Origin of the sequence: Geobacter sp. DSM 9736 (genome assembly GCF_900187405.1) — a bacterium.
Classification (GTDB): Bacteria; Desulfobacterota; Desulfuromonadia; order Geobacterales; family Geobacteraceae; genus DSM-9736.
On sequence record NZ_LT896716.1, the window covers coordinates 3007715 to 3034002 of the forward strand.

Annotated in this window: 19 protein-coding genes and 2 tRNA genes; 19 read left to right on the forward strand and 2 right to left on the reverse strand. The window is 55.8% G+C overall.

Going from position 1 to position 26288, the window contains the following annotated elements:
- Window positions 1-12 precede the first annotated feature (12 nt).
- Window positions 13-1026 carry a porphobilinogen synthase gene (gene hemB / locus CFB04_RS13690; RefSeq protein WP_088535791.1) on the forward strand — a complete coding sequence of 338 codons (1014 nt, stop codon included), beginning with the start codon at window positions 13-15 and terminating at the stop codon, window positions 1024-1026.
- A gap of 88 nt (window positions 1027-1114) precedes the next feature.
- Entirely contained in the window at window positions 1115-2242 is a 1128-nt protein-coding gene (locus CFB04_RS13695) for an MBL fold metallo-hydrolase (protein ID WP_231934187.1), read from the forward strand.
- A 130-nt stretch (window positions 2243-2372) separates the two neighbouring features.
- On the opposite strand, the gene CFB04_RS13700 is transcribed toward CFB04_RS13695, so the two are convergent.
- A complete protein-coding gene (locus CFB04_RS13700) occupies window positions 2373-4424 on the reverse strand; it encodes a sodium-translocating pyrophosphatase (RefSeq protein ID WP_088535792.1) in 2052 nt (683 codons plus the stop codon).
- Between the two features lie 163 nt (window positions 4425-4587).
- On the opposite strand from CFB04_RS13700, the gene larA reads away from it, so the two are divergent.
- From larA to CFB04_RS13730, 6 genes are all read left to right on the forward strand, one after another.
- A complete protein-coding gene (gene larA, locus CFB04_RS13705; RefSeq protein ID WP_369833135.1) occupies window positions 4588-5865 on the forward strand; it encodes a nickel-dependent lactate racemase in 1278 nt (425 codons plus the stop codon).
- 65 nt (window positions 5866-5930) lie between these two features.
- Window positions 5931-7313: an FAD-binding oxidoreductase gene (locus CFB04_RS13710; protein WP_088535793.1), complete on the forward strand. Its 1383-nt coding sequence runs from the start codon at window positions 5931-5933 to the stop codon at window positions 7311-7313.
- 85 nt (window positions 7314-7398) lie between these two features.
- On the forward strand, window positions 7399-8664 hold the full coding sequence (locus tag CFB04_RS13715; RefSeq protein WP_088535794.1) for a (Fe-S)-binding protein: 1266 nt from the start codon (window positions 7399-7401) through the stop codon (window positions 8662-8664).
- A 207-nt stretch (window positions 8665-8871) separates the two neighbouring features.
- Entirely contained in the window at window positions 8872-9435 is a 564-nt protein-coding gene (locus tag CFB04_RS13720) for a helix-turn-helix domain-containing protein (RefSeq protein WP_088535795.1), read from the forward strand.
- A gap of 150 nt (window positions 9436-9585) precedes the next feature.
- Window positions 9586-11310 (forward strand): acyl-CoA carboxylase subunit beta, encoded by a 1725-nt coding sequence (locus tag CFB04_RS13725; RefSeq protein WP_088535796.1) that lies wholly within the window; start codon window positions 9586-9588, stop codon window positions 11308-11310.
- A gap of 89 nt (window positions 11311-11399) precedes the next feature.
- On the forward strand, window positions 11400-14288 hold the full coding sequence (locus tag CFB04_RS13730; RefSeq protein WP_088535797.1) for a biotin/lipoyl-containing protein: 2889 nt from the start codon (window positions 11400-11402) through the stop codon (window positions 14286-14288).
- 104 nt (window positions 14289-14392) lie between these two features.
- Here CFB04_RS13730 and CFB04_RS13735 read toward each other — a convergent pair whose 3' ends face one another.
- On the reverse strand, window positions 14393-14608 hold the full coding sequence (locus CFB04_RS13735) for a hypothetical protein (protein WP_088535798.1): 216 nt from the start codon (window positions 14606-14608) through the stop codon (window positions 14393-14395).
- Between the two features lie 267 nt (window positions 14609-14875).
- On the opposite strand from CFB04_RS13735, the gene CFB04_RS13740 reads away from it, so the two are divergent.
- The 11 genes from CFB04_RS13740 (at window position 14876) to CFB04_RS13790 (ending at window position 26268) form a co-directional block, all read left to right on the forward strand.
- Window positions 14876-16531: a methylmalonyl-CoA mutase gene (locus CFB04_RS13740; RefSeq protein WP_088535799.1), complete on the forward strand. Its 1656-nt coding sequence runs from the start codon at window positions 14876-14878 to the stop codon at window positions 16529-16531.
- 26 nt (window positions 16532-16557) lie between these two features.
- On the forward strand, window positions 16558-16962 hold the full coding sequence (gene mce / locus CFB04_RS13745) for a methylmalonyl-CoA epimerase (protein ID WP_088535800.1): 405 nt from the start codon (window positions 16558-16560) through the stop codon (window positions 16960-16962).
- 478 nt (window positions 16963-17440) lie between these two features.
- A complete protein-coding gene (locus tag CFB04_RS13750; RefSeq protein WP_088535801.1) occupies window positions 17441-18772 on the forward strand; it encodes a porin in 1332 nt (443 codons plus the stop codon).
- 81 nt (window positions 18773-18853) lie between these two features.
- The gene (locus CFB04_RS13755; protein ID WP_088535802.1) at window positions 18854-19123 is read left to right on the forward strand and encodes a hypothetical protein; all 270 of its coding nucleotides are present in this window, start codon (window positions 18854-18856) and stop codon (window positions 19121-19123) included.
- Between the two features lie 109 nt (window positions 19124-19232).
- Window positions 19233-20684: a VCBS repeat-containing protein gene (locus CFB04_RS13760; RefSeq protein WP_088535803.1), complete on the forward strand. Its 1452-nt coding sequence runs from the start codon at window positions 19233-19235 to the stop codon at window positions 20682-20684.
- 240 nt (window positions 20685-20924) lie between these two features.
- The gene (locus CFB04_RS13765; protein ID WP_369833136.1) at window positions 20925-22238 is read left to right on the forward strand and encodes an ATP phosphoribosyltransferase regulatory subunit; all 1314 of its coding nucleotides are present in this window, start codon (window positions 20925-20927) and stop codon (window positions 22236-22238) included.
- 10 nt (window positions 22239-22248) lie between these two features.
- Entirely contained in the window at window positions 22249-23541 is a 1293-nt protein-coding gene (locus tag CFB04_RS13770; RefSeq protein WP_088535805.1) for an adenylosuccinate synthase, read from the forward strand.
- 70 nt (window positions 23542-23611) lie between these two features.
- A tRNA-Lys gene (locus tag CFB04_RS13775) sits at window positions 23612-23687 on the forward strand.
- A gap of 1 nt (window position 23688) precedes the next feature.
- Window positions 23689-23766, forward strand: a tRNA-Glu gene (locus tag CFB04_RS13780).
- A 79-nt stretch (window positions 23767-23845) separates the two neighbouring features.
- Window positions 23846-24394, forward strand: coding sequence for a PASTA domain-containing protein (locus tag CFB04_RS17935; protein WP_157698798.1), 549 nt, complete (start codon window positions 23846-23848; stop codon window positions 24392-24394).
- 239 nt (window positions 24395-24633) lie between these two features.
- Window positions 24634-26268 carry a phosphoethanolamine transferase gene (locus tag CFB04_RS13790; protein ID WP_088535807.1) on the forward strand — a complete coding sequence of 545 codons (1635 nt, stop codon included), beginning with the start codon at window positions 24634-24636 and terminating at the stop codon, window positions 26266-26268.
- Window positions 26269-26288 lie beyond the last annotated feature (20 nt).

The window sequence follows — 26288 nt, forward strand, 5'->3', positions numbered from 1 at the left end:
AAGGAGCCAGCCATGTTCTTTCCAACATTCAGATCACGCCGAATCCGGGGGAAGGAAATATTCCGGACGATGGTCCGTGAGACTTCTCTGTCGGTCAACGACCTGATTTATCCGATGTTCTCCGCCTTCGGGAAGGGTATCCGGAAAGAAGTTTCTTCGATGCCCGGAATCTACCAGCAGTCCATCGAGTATATCGTGGAGGAAGCCCAGGCGGCTTACGAGCTCGGAATCCCCGCAGTGCTCCTCTTCGGCATACCCGAGACGAAGGATGCCATCGGGAGCGATGCCTATTCCGATACCGGGATCATTCAGGAGACGATCAGGGCTCTGAAAAAGCAGGTGCCAGGGCTCGCGGTGATTACCGACGTCTGCATGTGCGAGTACACCGATCATGGGCATTGCGGTATCATCACCAATGGGGATGTGGACAACGACGCCACGCTGGAACTCCTCGCCAAGGAAGCTCTCTCCCATGTGCAGGCGGGCGCCGATATGGTGGCACCTTCGGACATGATGGACGGAAGAGTTGCCGCCATCCGTGACCGGCTTGATCAGAACGGTTTTGGTAACATCCCTCTCATGAGCTACGCAGTCAAGTATGCTTCGGGCTATTACGGGCCGTTTCGGGAGGCCGCCGAGTCGACGCCGCAGTTCGGCGACCGCCGCTCCTACCAGATGGACCCGGCAAACCGGCTCGAAGCGATCAGGGAAGCGCAGATGGATGTTGAGGAGGGTGCGGATATCATCATGGTCAAGCCGGGGCTCCCCTACCTGGATATAGTCCGCGACCTCCGGAACGAATTCAACCTTCCCGTGGCGGTCTACAACGTGTCCGGCGAGTACAGCATGATCAAGGCCGCGGCCAGGATGGGCTGGATTGACGAAGAGCGGGTGACCATGGAGACGATGTACTCCTTCAAGCGTGCCGGTGCAGACCTTATTCTCACCTATCACGCCATGGAAGTGGCGCGGCTTCTTCACAAGGGGTACGAGGCGGACCGGGCCTCCCGCTGCGGGTGTCCTTAGTATTCCGAACACTATTCCTTCGCTGTCGCCCCCTTTGCCGATTGCCGGCACTGGGGGTTTCTTTTTGCAAGAGCCACTTTTATATCGAGTGTTCCGGTTACTGCTGTATCCTTATGCCATGCGACTCCCTTTCCGCTACATTGAACCCACCTTTTTTGCGGGACTCTTCGACGACCCGGTGCTTCTCGTCCACGTCAGGCCCTGGGGGAAGAGCCTCCTCCTGGATTGCGGACAGATGCAGCACCTTGCCAAACGAGTCCTCAAATCTGTTGCAGCAGTTTTTGTGAGCCACGGACATATGGATCACTTCATGGGATTCGATAACCTGATCAGAAACGTGCACGTATCGCCGCGGACGGTTGAGGTTTACGGACCGCCGGGCCTGGCAGAGAAAGTATGCCATAAGTTCGCCGCCTACGACTGGAACCTCACCGAGCGCTCCTGGTGTTCCTTCCTTGTCCACGAGCTGGCTGACGAACGGACAATTTCATATATGCTCGCCGGGCCGGAGGGCTTCACCTGCCGAAAAGAAGCGGAACAACATCGATCTGGCTCCCTTGCATATCGCAACGAATATGTCAAAATGTCGGCGGTCTCCTGCGATCATAAAGGGATCGCTTCCATGGTATATCGGGTGGATGAGCTGCCTGTATTTTCGGTGGATGAGGAGAAGCTGGAACAGGCGGGATTTGTAAAAGGGGAGTGGCTCCACGACCTGAAGAGGGCTCTCTGGCAGCCGGAGGATCAGGGAAAAGCGGTGCGGGCGCTGCGTCGCAGAGGAGAGCATTTAAGCGAGGAGCCGGTTCACGATCCTGCGGCGTTGTACCGGGAGATAAGGAGAGAGCTGGAACCTGCCTCCATCGGATACATGACCGATATCGGCTTCACGGAAGACAACAAAGAGCGGATCGAGGAGCTGTTGTGCGGGGTGACTCTCCTTATTGCAGAGTGTTCCTTCCTTGTGGAACACCGGGATAAGGCACGACAGTCATACCATCTCTGCACAGATGATCTCAACGAACTGGTCAAACGGATTCGTCCGCGGTATGTACTGCCTATGCACTTTTCCAAAAACTACACAGGGCGTGGCGAACTGATTTACGAAGAGCTGGATTTCCCTTCCGGTACGACACTGTTACGGCTCCCTGAGCGAATTCCCCCTCGGCCTTTCCTTCGGGAGGAGGGGGTAGACCTGCTCAGGATACGAGGGTCGTGATTCTGCCAGACTGCTGCAATGCACGACGGGAGATTGCTTCCGTGACCCCGTGGCTATCAGGCAGGTGAAAAACAAAAAACGGCAGCCCCCGTGGGAGCTGCCGTTTTTTGTTTCAGCTGTTACCGTTATCTCAGAACTTGCTGAGGAGCGGAACAATGAGAAGCGACACGATGTTGATGATCTTGATCATCGGGTTTACGGCCGGGCCTGCCGTATCCTTGTATGGGTCGCCGACGGTGTCGCCGGTGACTGCGGCTTTATGGGCGTCGCCGCCCTTACCGCCATGGTGGCCGTCTTCGATGTACTTCTTGGCGTTATCCCAGGCGCCGCCACCGGTGGTCATGGAGATGGCGACGAAGATACCGGTGACGATGGTGCCGACGATGACGCCGCCGAGCGCCTTCGGGCCGAGGGTGAAGCCGACGACGATTGGGGCGAGGATCGGGATCAGGCCGGGGATGACCATTTCCTTCAAGGCGGTCTTGGTAACGATGTCGACGCATGAGGCATAGTCCGGCTTGCCGGTTCCTTCCATGATCCCCTTGATTTCCCGGAACTGGCGGCGCACTTCGACGACGACGGCACCGCCTGCCGTACCGACGGCTTCCATGCACATCGCCGCGAAATAGTAGGGGAGCATCCCACCGATGAACAGGCCGACGATGATGTACGGATCGGAGAGGTCGAAGGTGATCGATTGACCGGCCAGTTTCAACTCGTCAACGTACGAGGTGAAGAGGATGACTGCGGCGAGGCCGGCGGAACCGATGGCGTACCCCTTGGTGACCGCCTTGGTGGTGTTGCCGACGGCGTCGAGCGGATCGGTGACGTCGCGGACGGACTTGTCCAATTCGGCCATTTCGGCGATGCCGCCGGCATTGTCCGTTATCGGGCCGTAGGCATCCATTGCGACGACGATGCCGGTGAGGGAGAGCATGGAGACGGCTGCGATGGCGATGCCGTAGACGCCGGCGCACTGGAACGCAACGATGATGCCGGCGGCGATGACGACGACGGGAGCAGCCGTGGATTTCATGGAGACGCCGAGACCGGCGATGACGTTGGTGCCGTGTCCGGTGGTTGAGGCCTGGGCAATATGGCGAACCGGACCGTACTCGGTGGCGGTGTAGTATTCAGTGATCCAGAAGATGGCACCGGTAACGACCAGTCCGACAATGGCGGAGATGAAAATATTGACGGCGCTGAAATTGTCACCAGCGGCGTTGGTAAGACCCTCGGGGAACATTGCGCTGGTGACGAAGTAGAAGGCGATACAGGCCAGGACACCGGAGGCGATTAGCCCTTTATAGAGGGCAGGCATGATCTTCTGGCTTGCTCCGAGCTTGACGAAGAAGGTGCCGATGATGGAGGCGATGATGGAGATGCCTCCCAGAATCAGCGGATAGCTGACAGCGGCCTGATTATCGACGAATGCCATGGCTCCCAAAAGCATGGCGGCTATCAGGGTTACGGCATAGGTTTCAAACAGGTCGGCGGCCATGCCGGCGCAGTCGCCGACGTTGTCGCCGACGTTGTCGGCAATGACGGCGGGATTGCGGGGGTCATCTTCGGGGATGCCTGCTTCCACTTTGCCGACCAGGTCGGCGCCGACGTCGGCTCCTTTGGTGAAGATGCCGCCGCCGAGGCGGGCGAAGATGGAGATGAGTGAGCCGCCGAAGCCGAGGCCGACCAGCTGACTTGCCACTTCCTTGACGGAAGAGCCGATCATCAGTTTCTGCAGGATGAAGTAGTAGCCTGCAACGCCCAGGAGGCCGAGCCCGACGACCAGCATGCCGGTGATGGCGCCCCCCTTGAAGGCGACGTTAAGAGCCTTGTGAATGCCGGATTTCGCTGCTTCGGTAGTGCGGACGTTGGCGCGGACCGACACGAACATGCCTATGAAGCCTGTAAGCCCGGAGAAGATCGCCCCGATGGCGAATCCGATGGCGGTTTTGGCCCCCAGGGTTGCGAAGAGCGCGACGAACATGACGGCACCGACCAGGGCGATGATGGTGTACTGGCGCTTCATGTACGCTCCCGCCCCTTCCTGGATGGCTGCAGCGATCTGCCGCATCCGGTCGTTACCTTGCGGGAGTCCCAGGATCCATTTGGCAGAGACGAGGCCGTAGACGACGGCTGCCGCTGCGCATGCCAGGGCGAAAATTACTGCATACTGTTCCATTCTTGGTGAACCTCCTCGTTATTTGCCTTTAGAAGGCTAAAATCCAGATTTATAAGGATTTACGGCACAAAAACGCAAAATAGTTACAGGAAAAACCATACCTTGTCAACCTATTAATAACGCTCGGGTTAACTTCTTGCGAATCGGTACCCGAAGCTGTATTATGCCTCAGGTGAACCATATCGAACTTAAATACGGCACCACAGCCTCTCCGCTTGGCATGTCTCCCGATAAGATACGTGGGGTGATTCGCTACGATCAACCTCCTCCGGAAGAATCTCCGGAGCAGATAATCTCTGCTTCGCTGGATGAATGCAGCAGTCTACTCAGTTCTTTCCGACCCGGGCAGAAGGTAGTTATCATTACTTCCGACATCACTCGCTATACGGGCAGCGAAATATATCTGCCGCTGCTGGTGGAGCGTCTTAACGCCTGCGGGATCAGCGATGAAGAAATCGAGATCGTCGTGGCCCTCGGAATCCACCGGAAACAGACCGAGGCGGAACATCGGAAGATAGTCGGTTCTCTTTACGGAAGAATCGCGGTCTCGGACCATGAGTGTGATGATCCCGGAAAGCTGCTGTATTTGGGGAGAACTTCCGCAGGCCTTGAGATCGAGATCAATCGGAAGGTTGCCGAGGCCGACCGGGTTATAGCTACGGGCACAATCGGCTACCATTACTTTGCCGGGTACGGAGGGGGGCGCAAGAGCATCCTGCCCGGAACCGGCAGCCGAAAGTCCTGCATGGCGAGCCACTTTGCCGTTCTCAACCCTGGCGAGGGAACGGGCAAACATCCGTTTGCGGCAACCGGCATTCTTGACGGAAATCCGGTCAATCAGGCGCTAGAGGAAGCCTGTGCCATGGTTGAACCTGCCTTTATCCTCAACACGGTCCTTTCTCCGGACAAACGTATAATCGCCGCCTTTTCGGGTCACTGGCGGGCGGCCCACCGTGCAGGATGCGCCTACTACGCTGAGCGCTTCTCTTATCCTCTGCGCGAGAAGGCGGACCTGGTCCTGGTTTCATGCGGCGGTTATCCCAAGGACATCAATTTTATCCAGGCGCACAAATCCATGGAATATGCCAGCCAGGCGCTCAAGGATGGGGGCGTGATGGTGCTGCTGGCGCAGTGCCGGGACGGGTACGGGAACTCCACATTTTTCAACTGGTTCAGGTTTCACGACTTGCGGGAGTTCGAAGCCGAGCTTCGGCGTAATTATGAAATAAATGGCCAAACGGCATATTCGACGCTACAGAAGGCAAAGCGCTTCCAGGTTGTCCTGGTTTCTGATCTGCCCGCGGAAGAAGTCAACGCAATGGGGATGATTCCTCAGCACTCCCTTGACAAAGCATTGGAAGTGGCGGAAGGCCTTCTTCCCGCCGATTATTCTGCGTATGTAATCCCCGAAGGGGGAACGGTGCTGCCGGTGGTTGGATAAATTACGGGTCGGCCATCAGAAGCCTTCAAATATTTAAGTATAAGGGCAGGGTAATAAGACGCAAGATGATCGACTCTAAAATTATTAAGAACCTTCAATCCATCGTCGGCGCTGAAAACGTTGCTACCGACCGGCAGGAACTCATCTGCTACGGCTATGATGCTACCCAGTTCGAATTCATTCCGGATGCCGTGGTGCATCCCGGCTCACCGGAGGAGGTGGCGGCCGTTCTAAGGTTGGCCAACGCCGCAGGATTTCCCGTATTTCCTCGCGGTGCAGGGAGCGGCTTTACGGGGGGAGCTCTCCCCCGTGGCGGTGGGGTAGTCCTTGTCATGACAAGGTTGAACCGCATTCTCCGGATCGACACGGAGAATCTGATCGCGGAGGTGGAGCCGGGAGTTGTGACGGAACAGTTTCAGGTTGCGGTTGAAAAGCTGGGTCTATTCTATCCGCCCGATCCGGCCTCATTGAAGTTTTCCACGCTTGGCGGAAACGTTGCCGAAAACGCAGGTGGTCCGAGATGCGTGAAGTACGGCGTCACCCGCGATTTCGTGATGGGGCTGGAAGTGGTGCTTCCGACCGGAGAGATCATCCGGACAGGAGGGGAGACGTACAAGGGTGTAGTCGGTTACGACCTGACCCGCCTCCTTTGCGGTAGCGAGGGGACGCTGGGAGTCATCACGAAGATCATCTTCAAGCTTCTCCCCCTCCCTGAGGGGAAGAAGACCATGCTCACCATCTTCGACTCCATCGATGGTGCCGCAAAGGCTGTTTCCACCATAATCGGCAACAAGATCATTCCCACGACGCTGGAGTTCATGGACCACGCCACCCTGCAGTGCGTCGACCGACGCTTCAGCCTTGGCCTTCCAGCCACGGCGCGTGCGGTCCTGCTTATCGAGGTCGATGGTGATAAGGAGCTGATCGAGCGGCAGGCCGCGCGAATTCGGGAGCTGGTGCAGCCGCTGGGTCTGGTGGAATGCAAAATGGCCAGGGACGCCGCCGAATCCGAACAGCTGTGGAGGGTCCGCCGCCTGGTTTCTCCGTCGCTTCGTGACGTGAATCCCGACAAGTACAACGAGGATATCGTCGTCCCTAGAAGCAAGGTTCCCGAGGTCATCCGGCGCATTGACGGCATCCGCCGGAAGTACGACATTCCCATTGTCAACTTCGGCCATGCCGGAGACGGTAACATCCATGTGAACGTCATGATCGACAAGAGTATCGAAGGGATGGAGGAGAAGGCCCACGAGGCGATCGAGGAGATTTTTCAGGCCGCCCTCGATCTCGGCGGCACCATGTCCGGCGAGCACGGTGTCGGGCTCGCCAAGCAGCCGTACATACATCTTGAGCTTAAACCTGAGCAGGTGGCGGCGATGCAAGCCATCAAGAAGGCGTTGGACCCTAACAATATTCTTAATCCCGGAAAAATGTTTCCGGTGAGGTAATTCTGCCACGGAGGCACGGAGACACAGAGGCGCATGAGTTCAGTTTCTCTGCGTCTCCGTGCCTCTGTGGCGAAAGGTCTTTGCAGTGGATCCTTTGAAACGAGTAGAAGCTGAACTGAAGAAGTGCGTGAAGTGCGGCGCGTGCCGGGCGAATTGTCCTGCCTTCGCTGCTTTCCAGCGTGAGCCGGCTGTGGCCCGGGGCAAGGTTGCCATCGCACAGCACATCCTGAAAGGGGATATCGAGCTCGATGACGCTACATACTCAGCCATGTCCAAATGCCTTCTCTGCGGCAGTTGCGTAGAGAAGTGTCCCAATGACGTGCCGACCGATGAGATCGTCATGTTCGCACGGGAAGCACTCGCCCGGCAGCGGGGGCTGACGACCTTCCATTCGGCTGTAGGACGGGTGATCCGTAACCGCTCATTGATGAAGTTCGGTGCAGCGGCAGCTCGCATACTCGGTCCGCTCTTCTTTAACAAGGTTCCCGAGACCTCGGGACTGCGGCTCCGCTTTCCGCTTCCCTTCGTCGGGGGGAAGCGACACGTCCCTCCCTTGGCTAAGAAACCCTTTCTGGAGCGTCATCCGGAAGTCATTCAGGGTCAGACCGGCAAGCCGAGGGTAATCTACTTCGTCGGCTGCATGACGAACTTCTGTTACCCCCAGGTGGGGGAGGCGGCGCTGGCACTGTTCCGCCATCTCGGCTGTACCGTCATCATCCCGAAAGATCAGCAGTGCTGTGGCCTTCCGGGGATGTCGGGTGGAGATCTTGACACCGTGCGGGTTCTTGCGGAGCAGAATCTTTCCATCCTGGAGCGCTACGAGGCGGACTATGTAGTTACTGCCTGTGCCACATGCGGCGGTGCCCTCCATAAGTTTTATCCGGCGGTGCTTGGAAGAAGGCACCCGGAACTCCTCGATCGCGCAAAAGCCCTGGCGGCCAAAACAGTGGACGCCGCCCAACTGCTTCACAAGCTCGGCCTCAATCCGGCTGAAACCGGTGCAGGGGGGGAGGGCGCCATTACTTACCACGACCCGTGCCATCTGCGTACCCGAAATATAACGAGTCAGCCTCGCGAACTGCTGCGCGCCACCCCCGGCATATCACTCGTCGAGATGCAGGGAGCCGACAAGTGTTGTGGCCTCGGGGGTACCTTCAATGTCTATCATTATGACACCTCGATGCAGATCAATGCAGGTAAGAGCGAAGCCATCATAGCCACAGGGGCACAGGCTGTTGCCACCGGCTGCCCCGGGTGCATGATGCAGCTTTCCGACGGCCTGAAGCAGAGGGGTAGCCGGATCAAGGTCTTACATTCGCTAGAGATTCTGGCACGTTCCATTCGCAGGTAATCCCGTTTCAGGTCAAGATCGACAAGCTGTTTTACACCACAGTCGCCCTCCCTCAAGCTTTTAATTTAGCTAAACAATTTTCACTATTCCTTGAATTTTTGCCGAAGGTGCGCCATGAAAAATTTCTGGTTGACAGTGGGTACCCATTTCTGTATTTTTTAGCCAAAATAAAAATAAGTTTTATTTTGCCGTCTTCGGTGGAGAGTAATGACCGATTACAATATCGGAGCAAAGATAAAGAAGCTGCGCCTGGCAAAGAAGATGACGCTGCAGGCCGTGGCGCGGGAGACTGGTTTTTCTCCCGCACTCATATCGCAGATCGAGAATAATAACGTCTCCCCCCCCATCGCTACCCTTTCCAAGATCGCCAAGTTTTTCGATGTGAAGATCGGCATGTTCTTCACCGAAGACGAGGAGGAGCACCGCTACGAAGTGGTGCGCAAGGGAGAGCGGAAGCAGATACCCCGGGTTATCTCCCGTTCGGGAACAAGCCAGGGGTATTCCTATGAGTCGCTGTCGTTCCGCAAGCAGAACAAGAAGATGGAGCCTTTCCTTCTCACCGTGACGGAAAAGGCTTCGGAAGAAAACACCTATAGCCATGATGGGGAGGAGTTCCTTTTCATCATGAAGGGTGTCGCCGAGCTACTGCTCGACGAAGAGCGGATAGCCCTCGAAGAGGGTGATTGCGTCTATTTCGATTCATCCATGAAACATCGTCTCCTAAGCAGGGACGGCACTGAAGTCCAGGTGCTGGCGGTCGTAACGCGATAACCGCTTTCACGGTTGAGCTCTCCGGGCAGGGCGGCGCTCTGTTCCCCCGGAGTTCTGTTTGTCTCCAGACGCGTTTTTGAAGCAAGTAGCTAGAATTTCCCATTCACCCACTACTGGTGTTGATAACCCTATTTCGGAAGGATGACGGAGATGTCTATGAAAGAAATCAAACCTTCACTGAAGAACCCCTTTGATCCACCCGAGAAGGTCGAATTCACGATCCCCGGAGAAATATCCAGGGCTACCGGCGGATATGAAGAAGCGATGAAGGAAGGCTTCGACCTGATCCAGCGCCCCATCAAGTCGGTGAGCATAGACCAGATCGAAAAGCAGCACTTCAAGAAGCGTATGACCGTCTGGGAGAGAATACGCGTCCTTACCGACAAGGAGCCGAACGTTCTCTACCAGAACTGGGGCAAAAACCTGGATGGTGCATCTCTAGTCACAGCCATCATTAATGTTGGTGGACGCGACGTCGCGCTTTACGGTCACGACTTCACCGTCCGCGCGGGCTCCATCGACGCCACCAACGGTAACAAGCTGGCCCGCCTCTTTTACATGGCAGGGGAGAAGGGGATACCCCTTATCGGGATGAACGACAGCGCCGGCGCCTTCGTTCCTGCAGGGGTCGGCGGCCTCGACGGGTACGCCGAGGCATTTACAGCGCTTCGCCGGATCAGCGGCGTAGTCCCGAGCATCATGTGCATGTTCGGCTTCAATGCCGGCGGAGGCTCCTACCTCCCGCGCCAGGGGAGCTTCGTCATCCAGCCCAACGATACCTTCTTCGGCCTCACCGGCCCGGGCGTCGTAAAGAGCGTCCTCGGCGAGGACATCACCCCCGAGGAGCTCGGCGGACCGAAGGTTCACGGGAAGTCAGGCGTGGCCGATCTGACGGTTCAGGACGAAGTTGCAGCACTTCGCACCGCTGCTCGCCTGCTTAGCTACATCCCGGACAACAACTCCATCGCTCCCCCCTTCCAGGAGACGAGCGATCCCCTCGACCGGAAGACCTGGGAGATCAACACCCTTCTCAAGAAGGCGTTCAACTCTCCAACCGGGTTCAACACCCCCTTCGACGTCTCGATCATCATCCAGCAGATATGCGATCACGGCGACTATTTCGAGCTGCAGCCGGAAAGGGCACGCGAGGTTGTGACCGCCTTCGGCCGCCTTGGTGGAAATGTCGTCGGCTTCGTCGCCAACAACAGCGCAGTGGCCTCCGGCCAGATCGACTGCGACTCTGCAGTGAAGATCGCCCGGTTCGTACGCTTCTGCAACATCTACAACATTCCCATCATCTTCATGGAGGACACCACCGGGTTCCTGCCGGGCCGGGAGCAGGAGTCGCGCGGCATCGTCCAGGCCGGACGCTCCATGCTCGATTCAATCGTGGATGTGAGAACCCCGCGAATACTCCTCATCCTGCGAAACGCTTTCGGCGGTGCGTACGCCTCCTACAACAACTACCCGACCGGCGCCGACCTCGTCCTTGCGCTTCCCACCACCCGCCTTGCCGTCATGGGTCCTGCAGGAAAAGAGTTCGTGTACAAGGATGAACTGCGGAAGATCCGCGGTGCCGTGCCTGAAATGGTGAAAAAGGGAGCCCAGGAAAGGGTCGCTGCCGGCATGAACGGTGACGAAGCTAAAAGAGATGCCGAAAAGGAAGCTGCCGACTGGCTCAAAGCCCAGGAGGCGGCCCTCAATCAGCGGTACGAGAAGGAGCTGATGAATCCGAAGGAGGGTCTCGCCCTTGGTTCAATCTCCTCCATCGTGATGCCTACAGACCTTAGAAAGGTGCTGGGAGAAAATCTAGGCTTCCTCCTGCGGCACTACAAGCCCGGCCCGATGGTTGGACCCCAGAGGGAGTTCCACTAAGCGCACTGCGATGGAAGATTGGGACCACTCAGCTTCCGTTCCAGTGATCGAATCAGTTTTCTAATTTCATGAATTGGAGATAGAGATCGATGACAGAGAATAACGACCTTTACATGCACAACCCGCTGATCCACCGGGATCGCCGCCTGGGGCTCTCCTCCTCGGAGTGGGTGCGTTCCTTCGCCTGTGAGGACCTCAAGCCCCTCATCGTCTGCCGAGGGCCCATTCGGAAGGAGGCAATGGACGTCTTCGAAGAGATGGGAATGACCCACTACGGCATCCTTCTCTCGGAAAAGGACTCCATCACGTACCCCAATGCCCTTGCCCCGGAGCTGCGTCAGCTAACCGACAACAGCCGTGTCCACCGCGTACCCGATTACACCGGTGCGAGCAAGGAGGAGAGGGTCGAGCGGATCGGCCAGATCATCCAGATCGCCAAAGACAACGGCTATGACTCCATCTTTGCCGGCTACGGCTTCATGGCCGAGGACGAGGAATTCGTCGCTTCCATCGAGAATGCCGGCCTTACGTTTATCGGCCCAAATTCCCGCACCCAGGCCGATGCCGGCAAGAAGGACGAGGCGAAGCGGACTGCACTCCAGGTCGGGGTGAGCGTGACCCCCGGGATAAACAACGTCACTGCGCGAACACTCGTAAAGAAATACCCAACCCGCGAGAAGCTCCTGGCGCTTGCCCAGGCACAGGAGCTGACCATCGACAAGAAGATCCTGGACGACAAGAAGCTCTCACTCGAAGATCTTGCTGACGAGATTCTCTATGCCTCCTACGACAAGGGGCTCGACCTTTACTCGATAGAAGAGCTGTCCGCCCAGGTGCAGTTTGAGGTGGAGGAGATGTTCCGCCAGTATCCGGGGAGCAGGATCAGGCTAAAGGCGATCGGCGGAGGCGGCGGCAAGGGGCAGCGCATTCTCGGCGCTTCACTCCTGACAACGAAAAAGCCGACGGACAAGCAGGTGAAGGACGCTGCAGCCGAGGCGCCGGCCATGGTTCGCGAGGTTCTCAACGAAGTGAAGGCGACCGGGATCGGGGATAACAAGAACGTCCTGATCGAGCTGAACATCGAGCAGACCCGCCACAACGAGATCCAGATGCTCGGCAACGGCGACTGGTGCGTTACCCTCGGGGGGCGAGACTGTTCGCTGCAGATGCACGAGCAGAAGCTGCTGGAAGTCTCCGTTACGCAGGAGGGGCTGAAGGACGCCATAGCCAGCGCAAAGAAGGCCGGCAGGAAAGCTGAGGTGGCTGCCCTTGAGAGCGATCTCAAGGTTCTCACCCGAATGGAGGAGGATGCATCCCGCTTCGGCCAGGCCGTTGGTCTCGACTCCGCATCCACCTTCGAGTGCATAGTTGACCGCGACCGTTACTACTTCATGGAGGTCAACACCCGGATTCAGGTGGAACACCGGGTCTCCGAACTCTGCTACTCGCTCAAGTTCACCAACCCGAAAGACAAGAAGGACTTCTTCATCGTAGAGTCGCTCGTCGAGGCGATGGCCCTTCTGGCCCGCCACAAGAAGCGGCTCCCCAAGCCGGAGCGGATACCGCGCTTCGGTGCATCGGTGGAAGCACGCCTCAATGCCACCGACGCATCCCTCTCACCCCACGCCGGCGGCTACATCCGCTACTGGTCGAAGCCGATCGAAGGAGAGATCAGGGACGACCAGGGGATCTGCATCGTAAATCCCGACACCGGCCAGTTCATGCGGTACCATGTGGCTGGAGCATACGACTCCAACATCGCGCTGATCCTCACTAAAGGTGACGACCGCGAGGCTTCGTACAACCAGATGTCGAAGGTCCTCGGGTCCATGAGCATCCGTGGAACCAACGTCGCGACTAACCTGCAGTTCCAGTATGGACTGACAAACTGGTTCATCGGCCAGAATGTGCTCGCCAAACCGACGACCCGGTTTGTCGTCCCTTACCTGACCCTGGTCGGTCTCCTCAAGGAGGAAGCCAACAAGCTGGACACGGTCTACGCATTTCTTCAGGCGAAGAAGGCATATGCCAAAAAGGCTGCCGAGGAGTTCCCTGATGATCCCTCGGTTTCCAAGAATTACTCGAAGATCCTGGACCGGAAGGGGCTTCTAGTTACCCGGCCCATGGACAAACTGCTGGAAGACCCGCACCTCCTTTCTGGTTGGCTCTCCCTCAACAGGAATAATTTCACCCTGGAGAATGGTAAGGTGGTTTGGCACGACAATCCCTTCGTGATCCTTGCCGACACGTACAACTATCTGAATATGGGGTACGATCCGGCCGCGCCCGCAGCCGAGGTGATCTGGCAGCATGACGATCAACTCCTTCAGACGGGACTCCGTTTCTACAGGACACTTTCCGAGCGCTTCAAGCTGGGGCTCCACGAGTTCGACAAGCTGTCTGCAATCCTCGCCAAAGAGAAGCCGCAGGGAGGTTTCTCAGCCGAAGAATGGAAAGAGATTCAGTCCTCCCATCTCGGGTTCGAGGCGGGGCTTGAACTTCTCGGCATGCTCTTCATCATCGCAGAGAAGGTCAGGTTCTGGGAGCTGAAGGTGGAAGACGACCTTGAGGTGACGATCCCGGCTTTCCTGCACGATGCCGAACTCCAGGCGCGGATGAAGAAGGTTCTTGTGCCGCCACCGGTAAACAAGGCCGATGAAATCGTAGCCATGTGCGGCGGCATGTACTACGGGCAGGAAGCTCCCGGAATGCCCTCCTTCGTACACGAAGGGATGCACTTTGAAAAGGGGCAGCCCCTCTACATCATAGAGGTCATGAAGATGTTCAACACCGTCCGTGCAACCTTTGCCGGGACCATCGACAAGATTATCATTCAGGGTGGGGACGGAACAATAGTGCAGAAAGGGCAGCCTCTTTTCAAGATCACGCCAGACGAGCAGTTCGTGGAGATCGATCCGGCGGTGATCGAGAAGGAGCGGCGGGATCGTACTTCTGAATACCTGAAGGCCGTTCTCTAGCCTTCTGCTGCAAGGACAATGAGATGGGACGTGACGGGGGCCGGCACTGCCGGCCCCCTCACGTCGAAGGAAAGTCCCCTGCTGCGACGGGGATTGTTTTGGGGTCAGCGGCCGGTGTAGTTGTAGTCGTCACCTTCCACGCATTCAGACGTTGCCTCCAGGAACGATTTTTCCTGGCTGTCCTTGATGATTTCGATCACCCCGTGGTTCACGGACCAAGTCGTGCCGCAGATGCTGCATTCGACGATGTCTTCCGTGAAGCCTTCTGCGTGGAGATCGAGGTCGACCTGCTCGTGGTTCTTACATACGGGACATTGCATGGTGTGTCTCCTTTCGGCCCTTCAACACTCTTCCTGCTTTAAGTATAGGGCATTGGTATCGTTTGCAACCGGAAACATCCGGAAGTATGAAAATTCGGCAGTTTATTCGCTATTCCGTTTTGATCAATACACCGTCATTCAGAATCAGCATGTTTTTTTTAGTTCGGCGAATGCGGCTTTACCTTGAATAAAACTTAACGTGATTCAAGGTGCAAAGCCTCGTTTCTGCTAGTTAAACCCCTAATTTAACGGGACAAGGAGCCTATGATGAGCCTCAAAGAGAAGAAGAAGTCGTGGCAGGAATCGGTAGTGGCAAAAAACATTGCCAAGGCGCCGGAGCGGAAACCTTCTTTTACGACCACATCGGGGATCGAAATGGAGAGATGCTTCACTCCAGACTTTGAGTACCCCCAGTATGAGGATAATCTCGGGTTCCCGGGGCAGTACCCGTTTACGCGGGGGGTACAGCCGACAATGTACCGGGGTAGGTTCTGGACTATGCGCCAGTATGCGGGCTTCGGAACGGCGAGAGAATCCAATGAGCGCTACAAGTATCTCCTCTCAGCGGGCCAGACTGGGCTTTCCGTCGCCTTCGACCTTCCGACCCAGATGGGGTACGATTCCGACCATGCCATGAGCCAGGGTGAAGTAGGGAAGGTCGGAGTCGCCATCGATTCCCTAGCCGACATGGAAGTCCTCTTTGACGGGATACCTCTCGACAAGGTCTCCACTTCCATGACGATCAACTCAACCGCCTCAATCCTCCTTGCCATGTACATCGCCGTGGCTGAAAAACAAGGGGTAACAGCCGACAAACTTCAGGGGACCATTCAAAACGACATCCTCAAGGAGTACATGGCGCGCGGTACTTACATCTACCCTCCCAAGGAGTCGATGCGGATCATTACCGACATCTTCGCATACTGCAAGGATCAGGTGCCCAAGTGGAATACCATAAGCATTTCCGGCTACCATATCCGGGAAGCAGGCTCCAGTGCGGTTCAGGAGGTAGCCTTCACTTTGGCTGACGGTATAGCCTATGTCGACGCAGCCATAAAAGCCGGACTTGACGTTGACGAGTTCGCACCCAGACTTGCGTTCTTCTTCAACGCGCACAATAACCTTCTTGAGGAGGTTGCGAAGTTCCGGGCTGCACGCCGCATGTGGTCAAAGATCATGAAGGACCGTTTCAAGGCTAAAGACCCGAAGTCGATGATGCTTCGCTTCCACACCCAGACAGCAGGATGCACCCTGACTGCGCAGCAGCCCGACAACAACATCATGAGGGTTACCATACAGGCACTGGCTGCGGTGCTTGGCGGAACACAGTCGCTTCACACCAACTCGCGCGATGAGGCACTTGCCCTGCCCACGGAGGATTCCGTCCGCATAGCACTGCGCACCCAACAGGTTATTGCCTACGAATCGGGGGCTGCGGACTCCATTGATCCGCTTGCCGGAAGCTTCCTTGTCGAGTCCCTCACCGACCAGATCGAAAAAGCTGCTTTCGAATACATTGAAAAGATCGACCAGCTCGGTGGGGCCGTTGAAGCAATCTCTCGCGGGTTCCAGCAGAAGGAGATACAGGACTCGGCTTATGCTTATCAGCGTGCCATAGAGACCAACGATATGGTGATCGTCGGAGTGAACAAATTCACAATTGAAGAGCCTCCCCCTGCAGACCTTCTCAAGATCAAGGGAGAGGTGGAAATCGCCCAGAAGAAGGCTCTCGGGGAGATGAGGCAGAAGCGGGACGATGCCAAGGTGGACACGGCTCTCAAGGCGCTGGCGGGAGCTGCCCGGGGAACCGAGAATGTAATGCCTTTCATACTTGATGCAGTGAAGGCGTATGCGACGCTGGGCGAGATTGCGGACGTGTTCAGGGATGTATTCGGCAAGCACCGGGAGACCGTAGTTCTCTAGGGCTGCAACCAGGAAAGGAGCGATGAATGCTCGAAAAAATAAACCATCTCGGCATTGCCGTTAACTCCTTGGACGAGGCCATTCCCTTTTACCGCGACAACCTCGGGATGGAGTTTCAGGGAACCGAGGAGGTAGCGGAGCAGAAGGTAAAGGTGGCTTTTCTCAGGGTTGGCGAGTCGAAGATCGAACTGCTGGAACCGACGTCACCCGAGAGTCCGGTTGCCAAGTTTCTTGAGAAGAATGGTCCCGGTATCCATCATGTGGCTTACGAAGTTGCCGACATCGAAGCCGCCATTGCCTCTCTGGAGCAGGAAGGGGCTCGAATGATCGACCGTACCCCCAGGAAGGGCGCCCATGGCGCCAGGATCGCATTCGTCCACCCTAAAAGCAGCGGCGGTGTACTGACGGAACTCTGCCAGCCGGGACATTGAGCAGTAATGCGATAAACGGAGCTCAGGCCCCATGCAAGCAGCGTGGGGCCTTTCTGTATACGGAAGTCGGTTTTCAAATGAGAAGTTTTTTCTTGACTTTTGTTTGGAAAATCATATAGTGATCGAAATTTTTTAGAACAATGTTATTGGGAAAGAGAAGGTAGAAACACACAAGTATCCGTAAAACAAGAAGAGACCGGCAGTAGCTGTTCTACTCAAGTCAGAGCAAATCAAGAACCGCAGGTGGCAATGATCGTTTCCTCGAGAAATACGAATTCACCTTTTGGTTGCTTCAGGAGAAGCACCGCATTCCGCAGCCCTGTTTTCACCGTGACACGTGTCCGGTAAACAGGGCTTTTGTTTTGGAGGGGGGACATGCAGTCAAATCTCACAGGAAAGGTGGTGGTTAGGCGAAAACTAAATTCTTGCTATGGACTGAAACACTGATGCGTTTTTATCAACAATGAAGGAGGCAAAAATGAGTATGAAAAAGAAGCTTGTCGTAGCTGCAGCTTGCACGGCGCTGACCGCGGGAGCCGCTGTTCCGGCTATGGCGCTTGAGAATGAGTTTCATGGGATGTACCGTTTCTTCGGGTATCAGACAAACGTTTTTAACGGCCTTCAGGCAAACCTGTCACGAGACGCCCACTCAGGTTTCTTCGCTGAGCAGCGGGCACGGCTCCAGTATATTGCCAAGGCCAACGACAACTTGAAACTGGTGACGCATTTCGAACTCGATTCAAGGTTTGGCGGCAAGGTAGCTACCGCTCCGGGTAACGGCTATCTTGGAGCAAATGATGACGCCGGCAACCTGGATGCCGATCAGCTCACCCTTGAGACCAAAAACGTCTATCTCGACTTTAACACCTTCGACACCAACTTCAAGGTCGGTATTCAGCCCTGGAACGATTCCTACAAGAGTCTCTTCCTCCTTGCCGATATGACCGGTGTTGCGGTAACAAAGAAATTCGACCCGATAACCGCTTCTGTCGCCTGGTACAGATTCGACGACAATACCGTAGCTGGCACTGCTGATCCGGGGCGGGATACTGCCGATCTCATCGTTCTCGATGGGAAATTTGCAGTAAGCAAAGACCTTATCCTCGGTGCTAATTACTACAACGTGCAGAATGATAGCGGCCTTACTGCATTCGAGCTTCTCCACATGTTCGGCGCCAATGCATCCATGAAACTCGGTCCGGCAGCAGTGGACGTATTCGCTGCATACCAGACTGGTGAGTTCAACGCTACGCAGGATCTCAAGGCATACATGTTCGGCACCACCGGCAAAGTCAAGGTGGGTCCGGGTGCCGTCAACTTTGCCGGATTCTACCTGTCCGGTGACGGTACCACTGGTGCAGGCACTGGTGACAGGGGTGACTTCCAGACCATCTCCAACAACACTACCTACTTCAACCCCGCCAACATGTGGCTCCTTATCCGTAGCGGCCAGGCTATCAACAGCTCTACTTCTGTTCTCGGCAACGACATGACCGTTGGGGACCGTGGTATGTGGGGTGCATTTGTCGGTTACGAAGGCAAAGTAGACAAAATGTTCTACAACGCAAACCTTGGTTATGCAGAAGCAGCTCATGCGCGTAACGCCAACGAGAAGAAGTCCCTTGGAACTGAGGCTAACCTTCAGGTCGGTTACAACATCTACGACAACCTGCAGGTCAGCGTTGCTGGCGCCTACCTCCTCCTTGGAGACGGTCTCGGCGGCAAAGCAAACGAGATCCTCGCTGGTAGTGGTGCTGTCGACGCCGACAACCCCTACATGGCAAACGTTCAGCTAAGCTACACGTTTTAATCCCTGATGCACGGAGCGGCTTGCGAAACAGCCGCTCCGTGGTATACTGCCCAAACTGTCAATACGATAAGGAGGTCTTCGATGAAAAAATTTGCCGTGCTGCTTTGTGCAGCGTTCATGATGTCTGCTGTACCGGCACTTGCCGCCGAGCCGACGAAGGACCAGAAAAACGAGTGCCTTCTCGCCTCGAAGAACTGCGCTACCGAAGTTGACACCATCCAGAAGAAGATGAAGAAGCTTCAGGCGGAGATCAAGAAGGGTACGAAAGTCTACAGCCCTCAGGAGCTCAAGCAGCTTGAGGAGAAGCTGAACGAGGCAGACAAGATGCTGGACAACCTCCTCAGGCCGTAGCCTGTGGGGAGATAGAAGCAGAAAAAGGCGAACCTGCGGTTCGCCTTTTTTCATTCGGTCGTTTGACGTTGTACCTGCAGAGTAAACCTGTAACTGGCAAGAGGTGAGAATGAAACGGTTGATCTTGAGTATGTTGTTCCTGATGACCCTGCTGAGTTCCTTAGCAGGAGCTGCAGCGCCGACGGCTTTCGTCGAGCCCTTCAAGGTGGTAGGGGCGGGGGACGCTGAACTGTCCTCGACTTTGCAGACGCTTCTCGTTTCAAGGTTAAGCGGCGGAGGTGTCCCGGTGCAGGACGCTGCCAAGGATGCGGATGCCGTTGTAAAGGGGATCTACATCCAGCTCGGAAAGGTCTTCAGCGTAGACGTGACGGTGCGGGACCGTAACGGGGCTGTTCTGGCGCGGGCTTTCGAGCAGGGAGAACGGCAGGAGGAGTTGCTTGGTGCGATTACGAAAATCGCGCAAAAACTTCAGGAAGGACTGGCGGGTACATCATCTCCTAAAGTGTCAGCTCCCGCCATTCCGACAGTTACGCCTTCTCCGACTTCCGAGGCGCGACCTGCAACCGATGTCGTTAAGAAAAATACTGCCGGAAGACAGATTAGCGGGGTCCTTCCGCAGCGCTTGCCGGGAATATACGTGGGGATGGCTCCGGCTCACGAGAAGGATGGGGGAAGGGAAATCTTTCTCATCAAGGAACGCAGCCTCCATGTAATGCGTGCTGACGGGAAGATGGAACAAGTTGCGGAAGCTGCTTTGGCTTCCGACGACAAAGCCCTTTCGGTAGATACGGCAGATCTGGATGGGGACGGGGCTCAGGAGGCATATCTGACTGTGTTCCGTGGTAATGAACTGGCCTCTCAGGTTTGGGCATACAAGGAAGGGCGACTGGTGCGGGTAGCGGAGAATCTTCCCTATTTCTTCCGTGCCGTTGGTCCATGGAAGTCGCGTCGGCTGTATGCACAACAGATGGGGCGGGCGGAAGATTTTTACGGACCTGTTCACATTGTTAAAAAAGCGGAATCGGGATATGAGCTGGCAGACCCGATCAAACTTCCGAAATTCGCGAATATCTTTAACTTCAACCGCTTTCAGGACAGGGACGGAAACCTGAGGTTTATTGTTCTGCATCCTGACGGCTTTCTGGTAGTCTTCGACGCTTCAGGCGAGGAGCTGTGGCGCAGCAACGACAAGTACGGCGGATCTGAAGCCTACTTCAGCCGTGATGATCAGGAGCGGATCCGCATTACCGGTTCGGCGGTACGAAAGGTATTCATCGAGCAACGTATAACAGTAACAGGTGATGGAGAGATAATAGTTCCGCAAAATACGGGATTCTGGGTTTTGGGTAACAGCCGTTCCTATTCCAAGAATGTTGTCTATGGGCTTGCCTGGAATGGGGTGGCGCTTGAGGAAGTATGGCAGACCAACGTGAGCCAGAATTACCTTTCAGATTACTTGTATGACGAGGTGCGCAAGCAGCTGGTGTTACTGGAGGTGGTCAAGAAGGAAGGGTTCGCGGAAAAAGGTGCAAGCGCGGTATCCGTAAAGACGGTCGAGTAAAAGCTGTCCGTAAGAAAAAGGGTAAGGGGGCGCAGGCGTTGACTGCGCCCCTGTTTTATGAAGAATTGACCACTGGTTGCTGCTCCGGAAAAAGTCGCGCGCGACTCCTGGCGCGGTGTTCAGCGGGTGCCTGACCTTAGGATAATTCGTTGACATGTGCCTACTATATTGCTAGGATTTCAGCCGTTTTGCGCGCACTTACACCCTCTTGAAAGCACCAATGCCCCAGGCTGGCCGGGATTGACCTTGATCGAACCATCAAATACTGAAGCCCCGCTCCCCAAAGGAGTAACTGATTTCCTTCCCGAGAAGGCCGGTAAGATCGGCCATATCGAAAGCAGAATCCGCGCAGTTTTCCAACAGTGGGGTTTCCGGCGGATCATCACGCCACTTCTCGAGTTTCACGATGTAATGGCGTTGGGAATGGGAGATGATCTGAAGGAGAAGGCATTCCGCTTTGACGATCGGCAGACGGGAAAGCTCCTTGCCATTCCCCCGGATATTACCCCCCAGATTGCCAGAATCGTGGCTACGCGGATGCGCGGTTATCCGCTTCCGCACCGGATCTGCTACTATGGGAGAGTGCTGCGCCATGCCGAGCTCCAAGCCGGGCGGAGCCGGGAAATTTTTCAGGCAGGAGTGGAGCTGATAGGGCTTGATTCACCGGAAGCCGATGCGGAAATGATCGCAATGGCTGTGGAAGTCCTGAAGAGCCTCGGGATTGAGGACTTCAAGGTGGACATCGGGCAAGTTGAGTTCTTCCGGGGGATCATGGCTGCGTCCGGTCTAAGTGACGCGGTGCAGCGTCCTCTTCGGGAAGCTATCGCCAAAAAAGATGCCTCTGCCGTGAGAGTTATACTTGACGCCGCAGAGGTCGCCGACGCGGTAAAAAATGAAATCGCAGCCCTTCCCCGCCTTTTCGGAGGAAGGGAAGTTCTCGGGGATGCCGGCAGGGTTGTGGCCAACGACAGGTCGAAAAGGGCTCTGGACAATATAAGCCAGGTTCTCGACATACTCGATATTCATGGGGTGTCCAGCTACGTTACGCTCGATCTGGGTGAGATCCGAGGTCTCGACTACCACACCGGGGTGACGTTTGAAGGATTTGTTGGCGGACTTGGCGAGCCGGTATGCGGCGGGGGCCGCTACGACAATCTGACTGCCCGCTACGGGTTTCCTGCCCCTGCGACCGGTTTTGCCTTCAATATACTCGCTCTGCTTTCGGCCCTGGAGCGACGTCCCGATTTAGAGGCGAGTGCGGAGCGGGATTTCCTGCTTTTCAATGTAAAGGATGACAGGCGGGAGGTTCTCGAAATAGCGCAGGCTTTGCGGAGGAACGGGTTTTCAGCTGCCCGCGACATAATCAGGCGGGACCTCGAAAACTCGCTGGCCTATGCAAAGCGCATGAACATCAGGCATATGATGATCATAGGTGATCCAGGCTGTTCCGAAGATGAGGTACATGTCATCCGGGTTGCGGAACGGACGAGTATGACAATCAAGAAAGCAGATATTCTTAACGGGACGTTTTCGCCCGGAACAGATGCTCATTAAGGAGAAGAAGATGGCTAACGTAGTCGTGGTGGGAGCACAGTGGGGTGACGAAGGCAAGGGTAAGGTAGTAGACATCTATACCGAATTTGCCGACGATGTGGTGCGGTACCAGGGAGGAAACAATGCCGGCCATACCCTCGTGGTAGGTGACGAAAAGGTGGTCCTTCACCTTATCCCTTCCGGTATTCTCCACCAGGGCAAGCGCTGCATCATCGGCAATGGTGTAGTGCTCGATCCCGAGGTCTTCATCAGGGAGATTACAAACCTGAAGCGAACCGGGCGTATCTCCGACGACAGCTGCCTGTTGCTGAGCGAGTCGCTCCACATCATCATGCCGTATCACAAGCGGATCGACATCGCCCGTGAGTCCAAGAGCGGGGACAAGAAGATAGGCACCACCGGCCGTGGTATCGGTCCCGCATACGAGGACAAGATCGGCCGGCGCGGCATACGTCTCATGGACCTTCTCGACCGGGAGGTGTTTGCGGCGAAGCTGCGCGAGTTTCTGGAAGAGAAGAATTTCCTTCTGGAGAAACTACTGGGCGACAAACTCTTTACCTTCGAGGAGATCTTCGAGCAGTACTGCGGGTATGCGGACGTGCTCAGGACATATGCCGCCGACACGACCCTCGTCCTTCACCGTGATGTAGCAGCAGGCAAACGTCTCCTCTTCGAAGGCGCCCAAGGGACGCTGCTCGATGTCGACCATGGAACCTATCCCTACGTGACCTCGTCATCCACCTGCTCCGGCGGGGCATGCACCGGTACCGGCGTGAGTCCCCGCAACATCGACGAGATCATCGGCATCTCCAAAGCATATGTTACCCGCGTCGGGAGTGGACCGTTTCCGACGGAACTTCTGGATGCCGATGGCGAAGAACTCAGAAAAACCGGGAGCGAGTTTGGTGCTACTACCGGCAGACCACGCCGGTGTGGCTGGTTCGACGCGATGGTGGTAAGGTACGCGGTCCGGGTGAACGGCCTTACCGGAATCGCGTTGACCAAGCTGGATGTCCTGGATGGCTTCGATACCATCAAGATATGCACCGGGTATATCTACAATGGGAAGAAAGTGGACGAGCTTCCCGCAAACCTGGCCGTATTCGAGCAATGCACGCCTGTGTATGAAGAGATGCCCGGCTGGAAGAGCGACATAACCAACGTAAGAACATTCGATGAGCTGCCCCTCAATGCACGGAATTACGTGAAGAGGCTCGAGGAACTCGTTGGTTGTCCGATGGTGCTGGTCTCGGTTGGACCTAGCAGGGATGCAACGATAATGCTGAAGAACCCTTTTGCATGAATTGTAAAAAAATGGAAAAAAAGCTTGACGGTGAAGTTCAACCCTAGTATAAGAGTTTACTTGTCACTTCGAGCCGCTAGCTCAGTCGGTAGAGCACCTGACTTTTAATCAGGTGGTCGTTGGTTCGACCCCAACGCGGCTCACCATGTCCCCTTCGTCTAGCCCGGCCCAGGACACCGCCCTTTCACGGCGGCGACGGGGGTTCAAATCCCCCAGGGGACGCCAAACATTAAAAAGCCTCGGAAGAAATTCCGGGGCTTTTTTCATGCAGTGGCGACCTCTACGCTAAACCCTCAAGGTGGACATGAACTTTTCAAAACATTTCCTTTACAAGGCACTGCGTCCGGTAATCCTGATTCTGCTGATTTCTCTCCTGTGCAGTCAGTTCGTACCGGAGATTGTGAGTGCCGGGAGCGACAGTAATGCTCCGGCATCGGTACAATCGCAAGTGTCTGGGCAGATGTCGGTGATGCCGGATGTGATAAATGCCGATCTGGACAAAACGGGCCGAAGGCTGACCAATTCGGGGCTGAAAGTGGTAGTAAGGCGTGATAGGCAGGCGTTGCCCCTCCCGAGGGGAGCGAAGCGGGATCTGGTTCTTCCCGAGGTCGTACGGCCATTTCGCCCATCCGAGTGGAGTCACCTGATAGCTGGCCAGGAACCTGCAGCGGGTACCACGTTGCGTCCCGAAACCGTTGTTACGCTTACTGCCGGTATCCATCATGGGGCAGGTCCATACCGTCCATGGCTGGAAACACATGGGGGCGCCGTGAAGCGACGGGGCGAACTTCGCTGCCGAGACTGCCATGAGCAGAAGTACTGCTCGGGGTGTCATAACGCGCTCCGGCAATAAAAAAGCAATTAGCCCCGCCCATCGAAAAAAGTGCTCCAGAGCCGACAATAGTGGTATGGTAGCATGTCCGTCTTCCCCTTCTCCCGTACGCCTTCAAACTCTTACTAAGTGCCATTGTGAAGAACATCGTGAGGAGCATGCCCGCTGACACTCACGGCTGTGGCCGGAATATAAGGCGCTAGCTCGGCGAGCAAGGAAAAGATCGGCCGCGTAGCGGCCTTCAACAGGAAGGGTTGCCAATGCTTAAAACCTTCGACAGGTTTCTGCCCCGCCCCCGCCTCAGCGCCACGGCAGCCAATTTGACCGCTGCGCTTTTTCTCGTTCTATGTGCTAATACTGCCTTCTGGCAAGCTTTGACAGCGAAACTCAAGCCTGCTTCCTACGGCCACTGGATGTTTATTTTCATACTCGGCATCTCCCTCATTTTGGTGTTCAACCTTTTCCTGTCGGTAGTCTCATTCAAGCCTTTCCATAAGCCACTCATGATCATCGTGCTGCTCACGGCGGCTGTAGTAAGTTACTTCATGAGCAGTTACGGCGTGATCATCGACAAGCAGATGATCCAGAATATCCTGGAAACCGATACCCGTGAGGCATCGGAACTACTGACCTGGTCGTTGCTAAAGCACACGGTCTTGATGGGACTTGTGCCCGTCGTGCTTGTTATTAGAACGCGCGTCATTTATCATCCCTGGCGGCGCGAAATCCTCTTGCGGGGAGGAGTGATCGTCGTCAGCTGCCTCCTGCTCGGTGCGGGTATTCTGGCAAATTTCAAAGAACTTTCACTTTTTGGTCGGGAAAACAAGCACCTGCGGATGTACATCAACCCGACTTATCCGATTTATTCGTTGACCAAGGTAATGAAGAAGAAGTTTGGGACTCAGGAGAGCCAGCCTGTACGGATCGTGGCGCCGGATGCACTACGAACGGTTCATGGCCTTCGCAGGGTCGTGGTTCTGGTAGTCGGCGAAACGGCACGGGCAGAGGAGTTCTCGTTGAATGGCTATGGCCGGAACACCAACCCTGAAACGAGCGGAAAGGGGGTCTTCAACTTCACCCAGGTGCAATCCTGCGGAACGGAGACCGCCGTATCATTGCCCTGCATGTTCTCACATCTGGGAAGGGAGAATTTCAGCCGCAGCGAAGCCGAACGGTATGAGAACATCCTGGACGTGTTGCAACGGACGGGAGTCCGGGTGATATGGCGCGATAACAATTCCGGCAGCAAGGGTGTGAGCAAGCGTATTACCTTCGAAGATCTCGCAAACATCAAGGAGGACCCCCTCTGCTTGTCGGGAGAATGCTATGACGAGATCCTGCTCAAGGACCTGGAGACGATGTTAAACCGGGGGGATGGAGACATGCTCGTCGTGCTTCACCAGAAGGGGAGCCACGGCCCCTCGTATTATAAGAGGTCACCTCCACAGTTTGAGGCCTTTACTCCTGAATGCAGTACCGACAACGTTCAGGATTGCGACCGTCAAAACATCATCAATGCCTATGACAATACGATCCTGTACACGGACCATGTGCTGGCGAAGCTGATCGATATCCTCGCCGCACAAACATTTCCAACCGCAATGCTGTACGTGTCGGACCACGGCGAATCGCTCGGCGAAAACAATATCTATCTGCACGGACTCCCGTACATGATTGCCCCCAGTCAGCAGAAGCATGTACCCCTGCTTTTTTGGGCTTCAAAAAATTTTTTCCATGAGGCTGAAATAGAGCCAGCGCTGTTGAAGCAGCACCAGGCGGATCAGCTAAGCCACGATAATCTCTTCCACACCCTGCTCGGCCTTTTCGAGGTCAGGAGCGAAGCCTACCGTCCTGATCTCGACTTCATTTCCCGTGCACATCGTAGCGGGGCGTAAGGGGGCGAGGTGCATGCGGC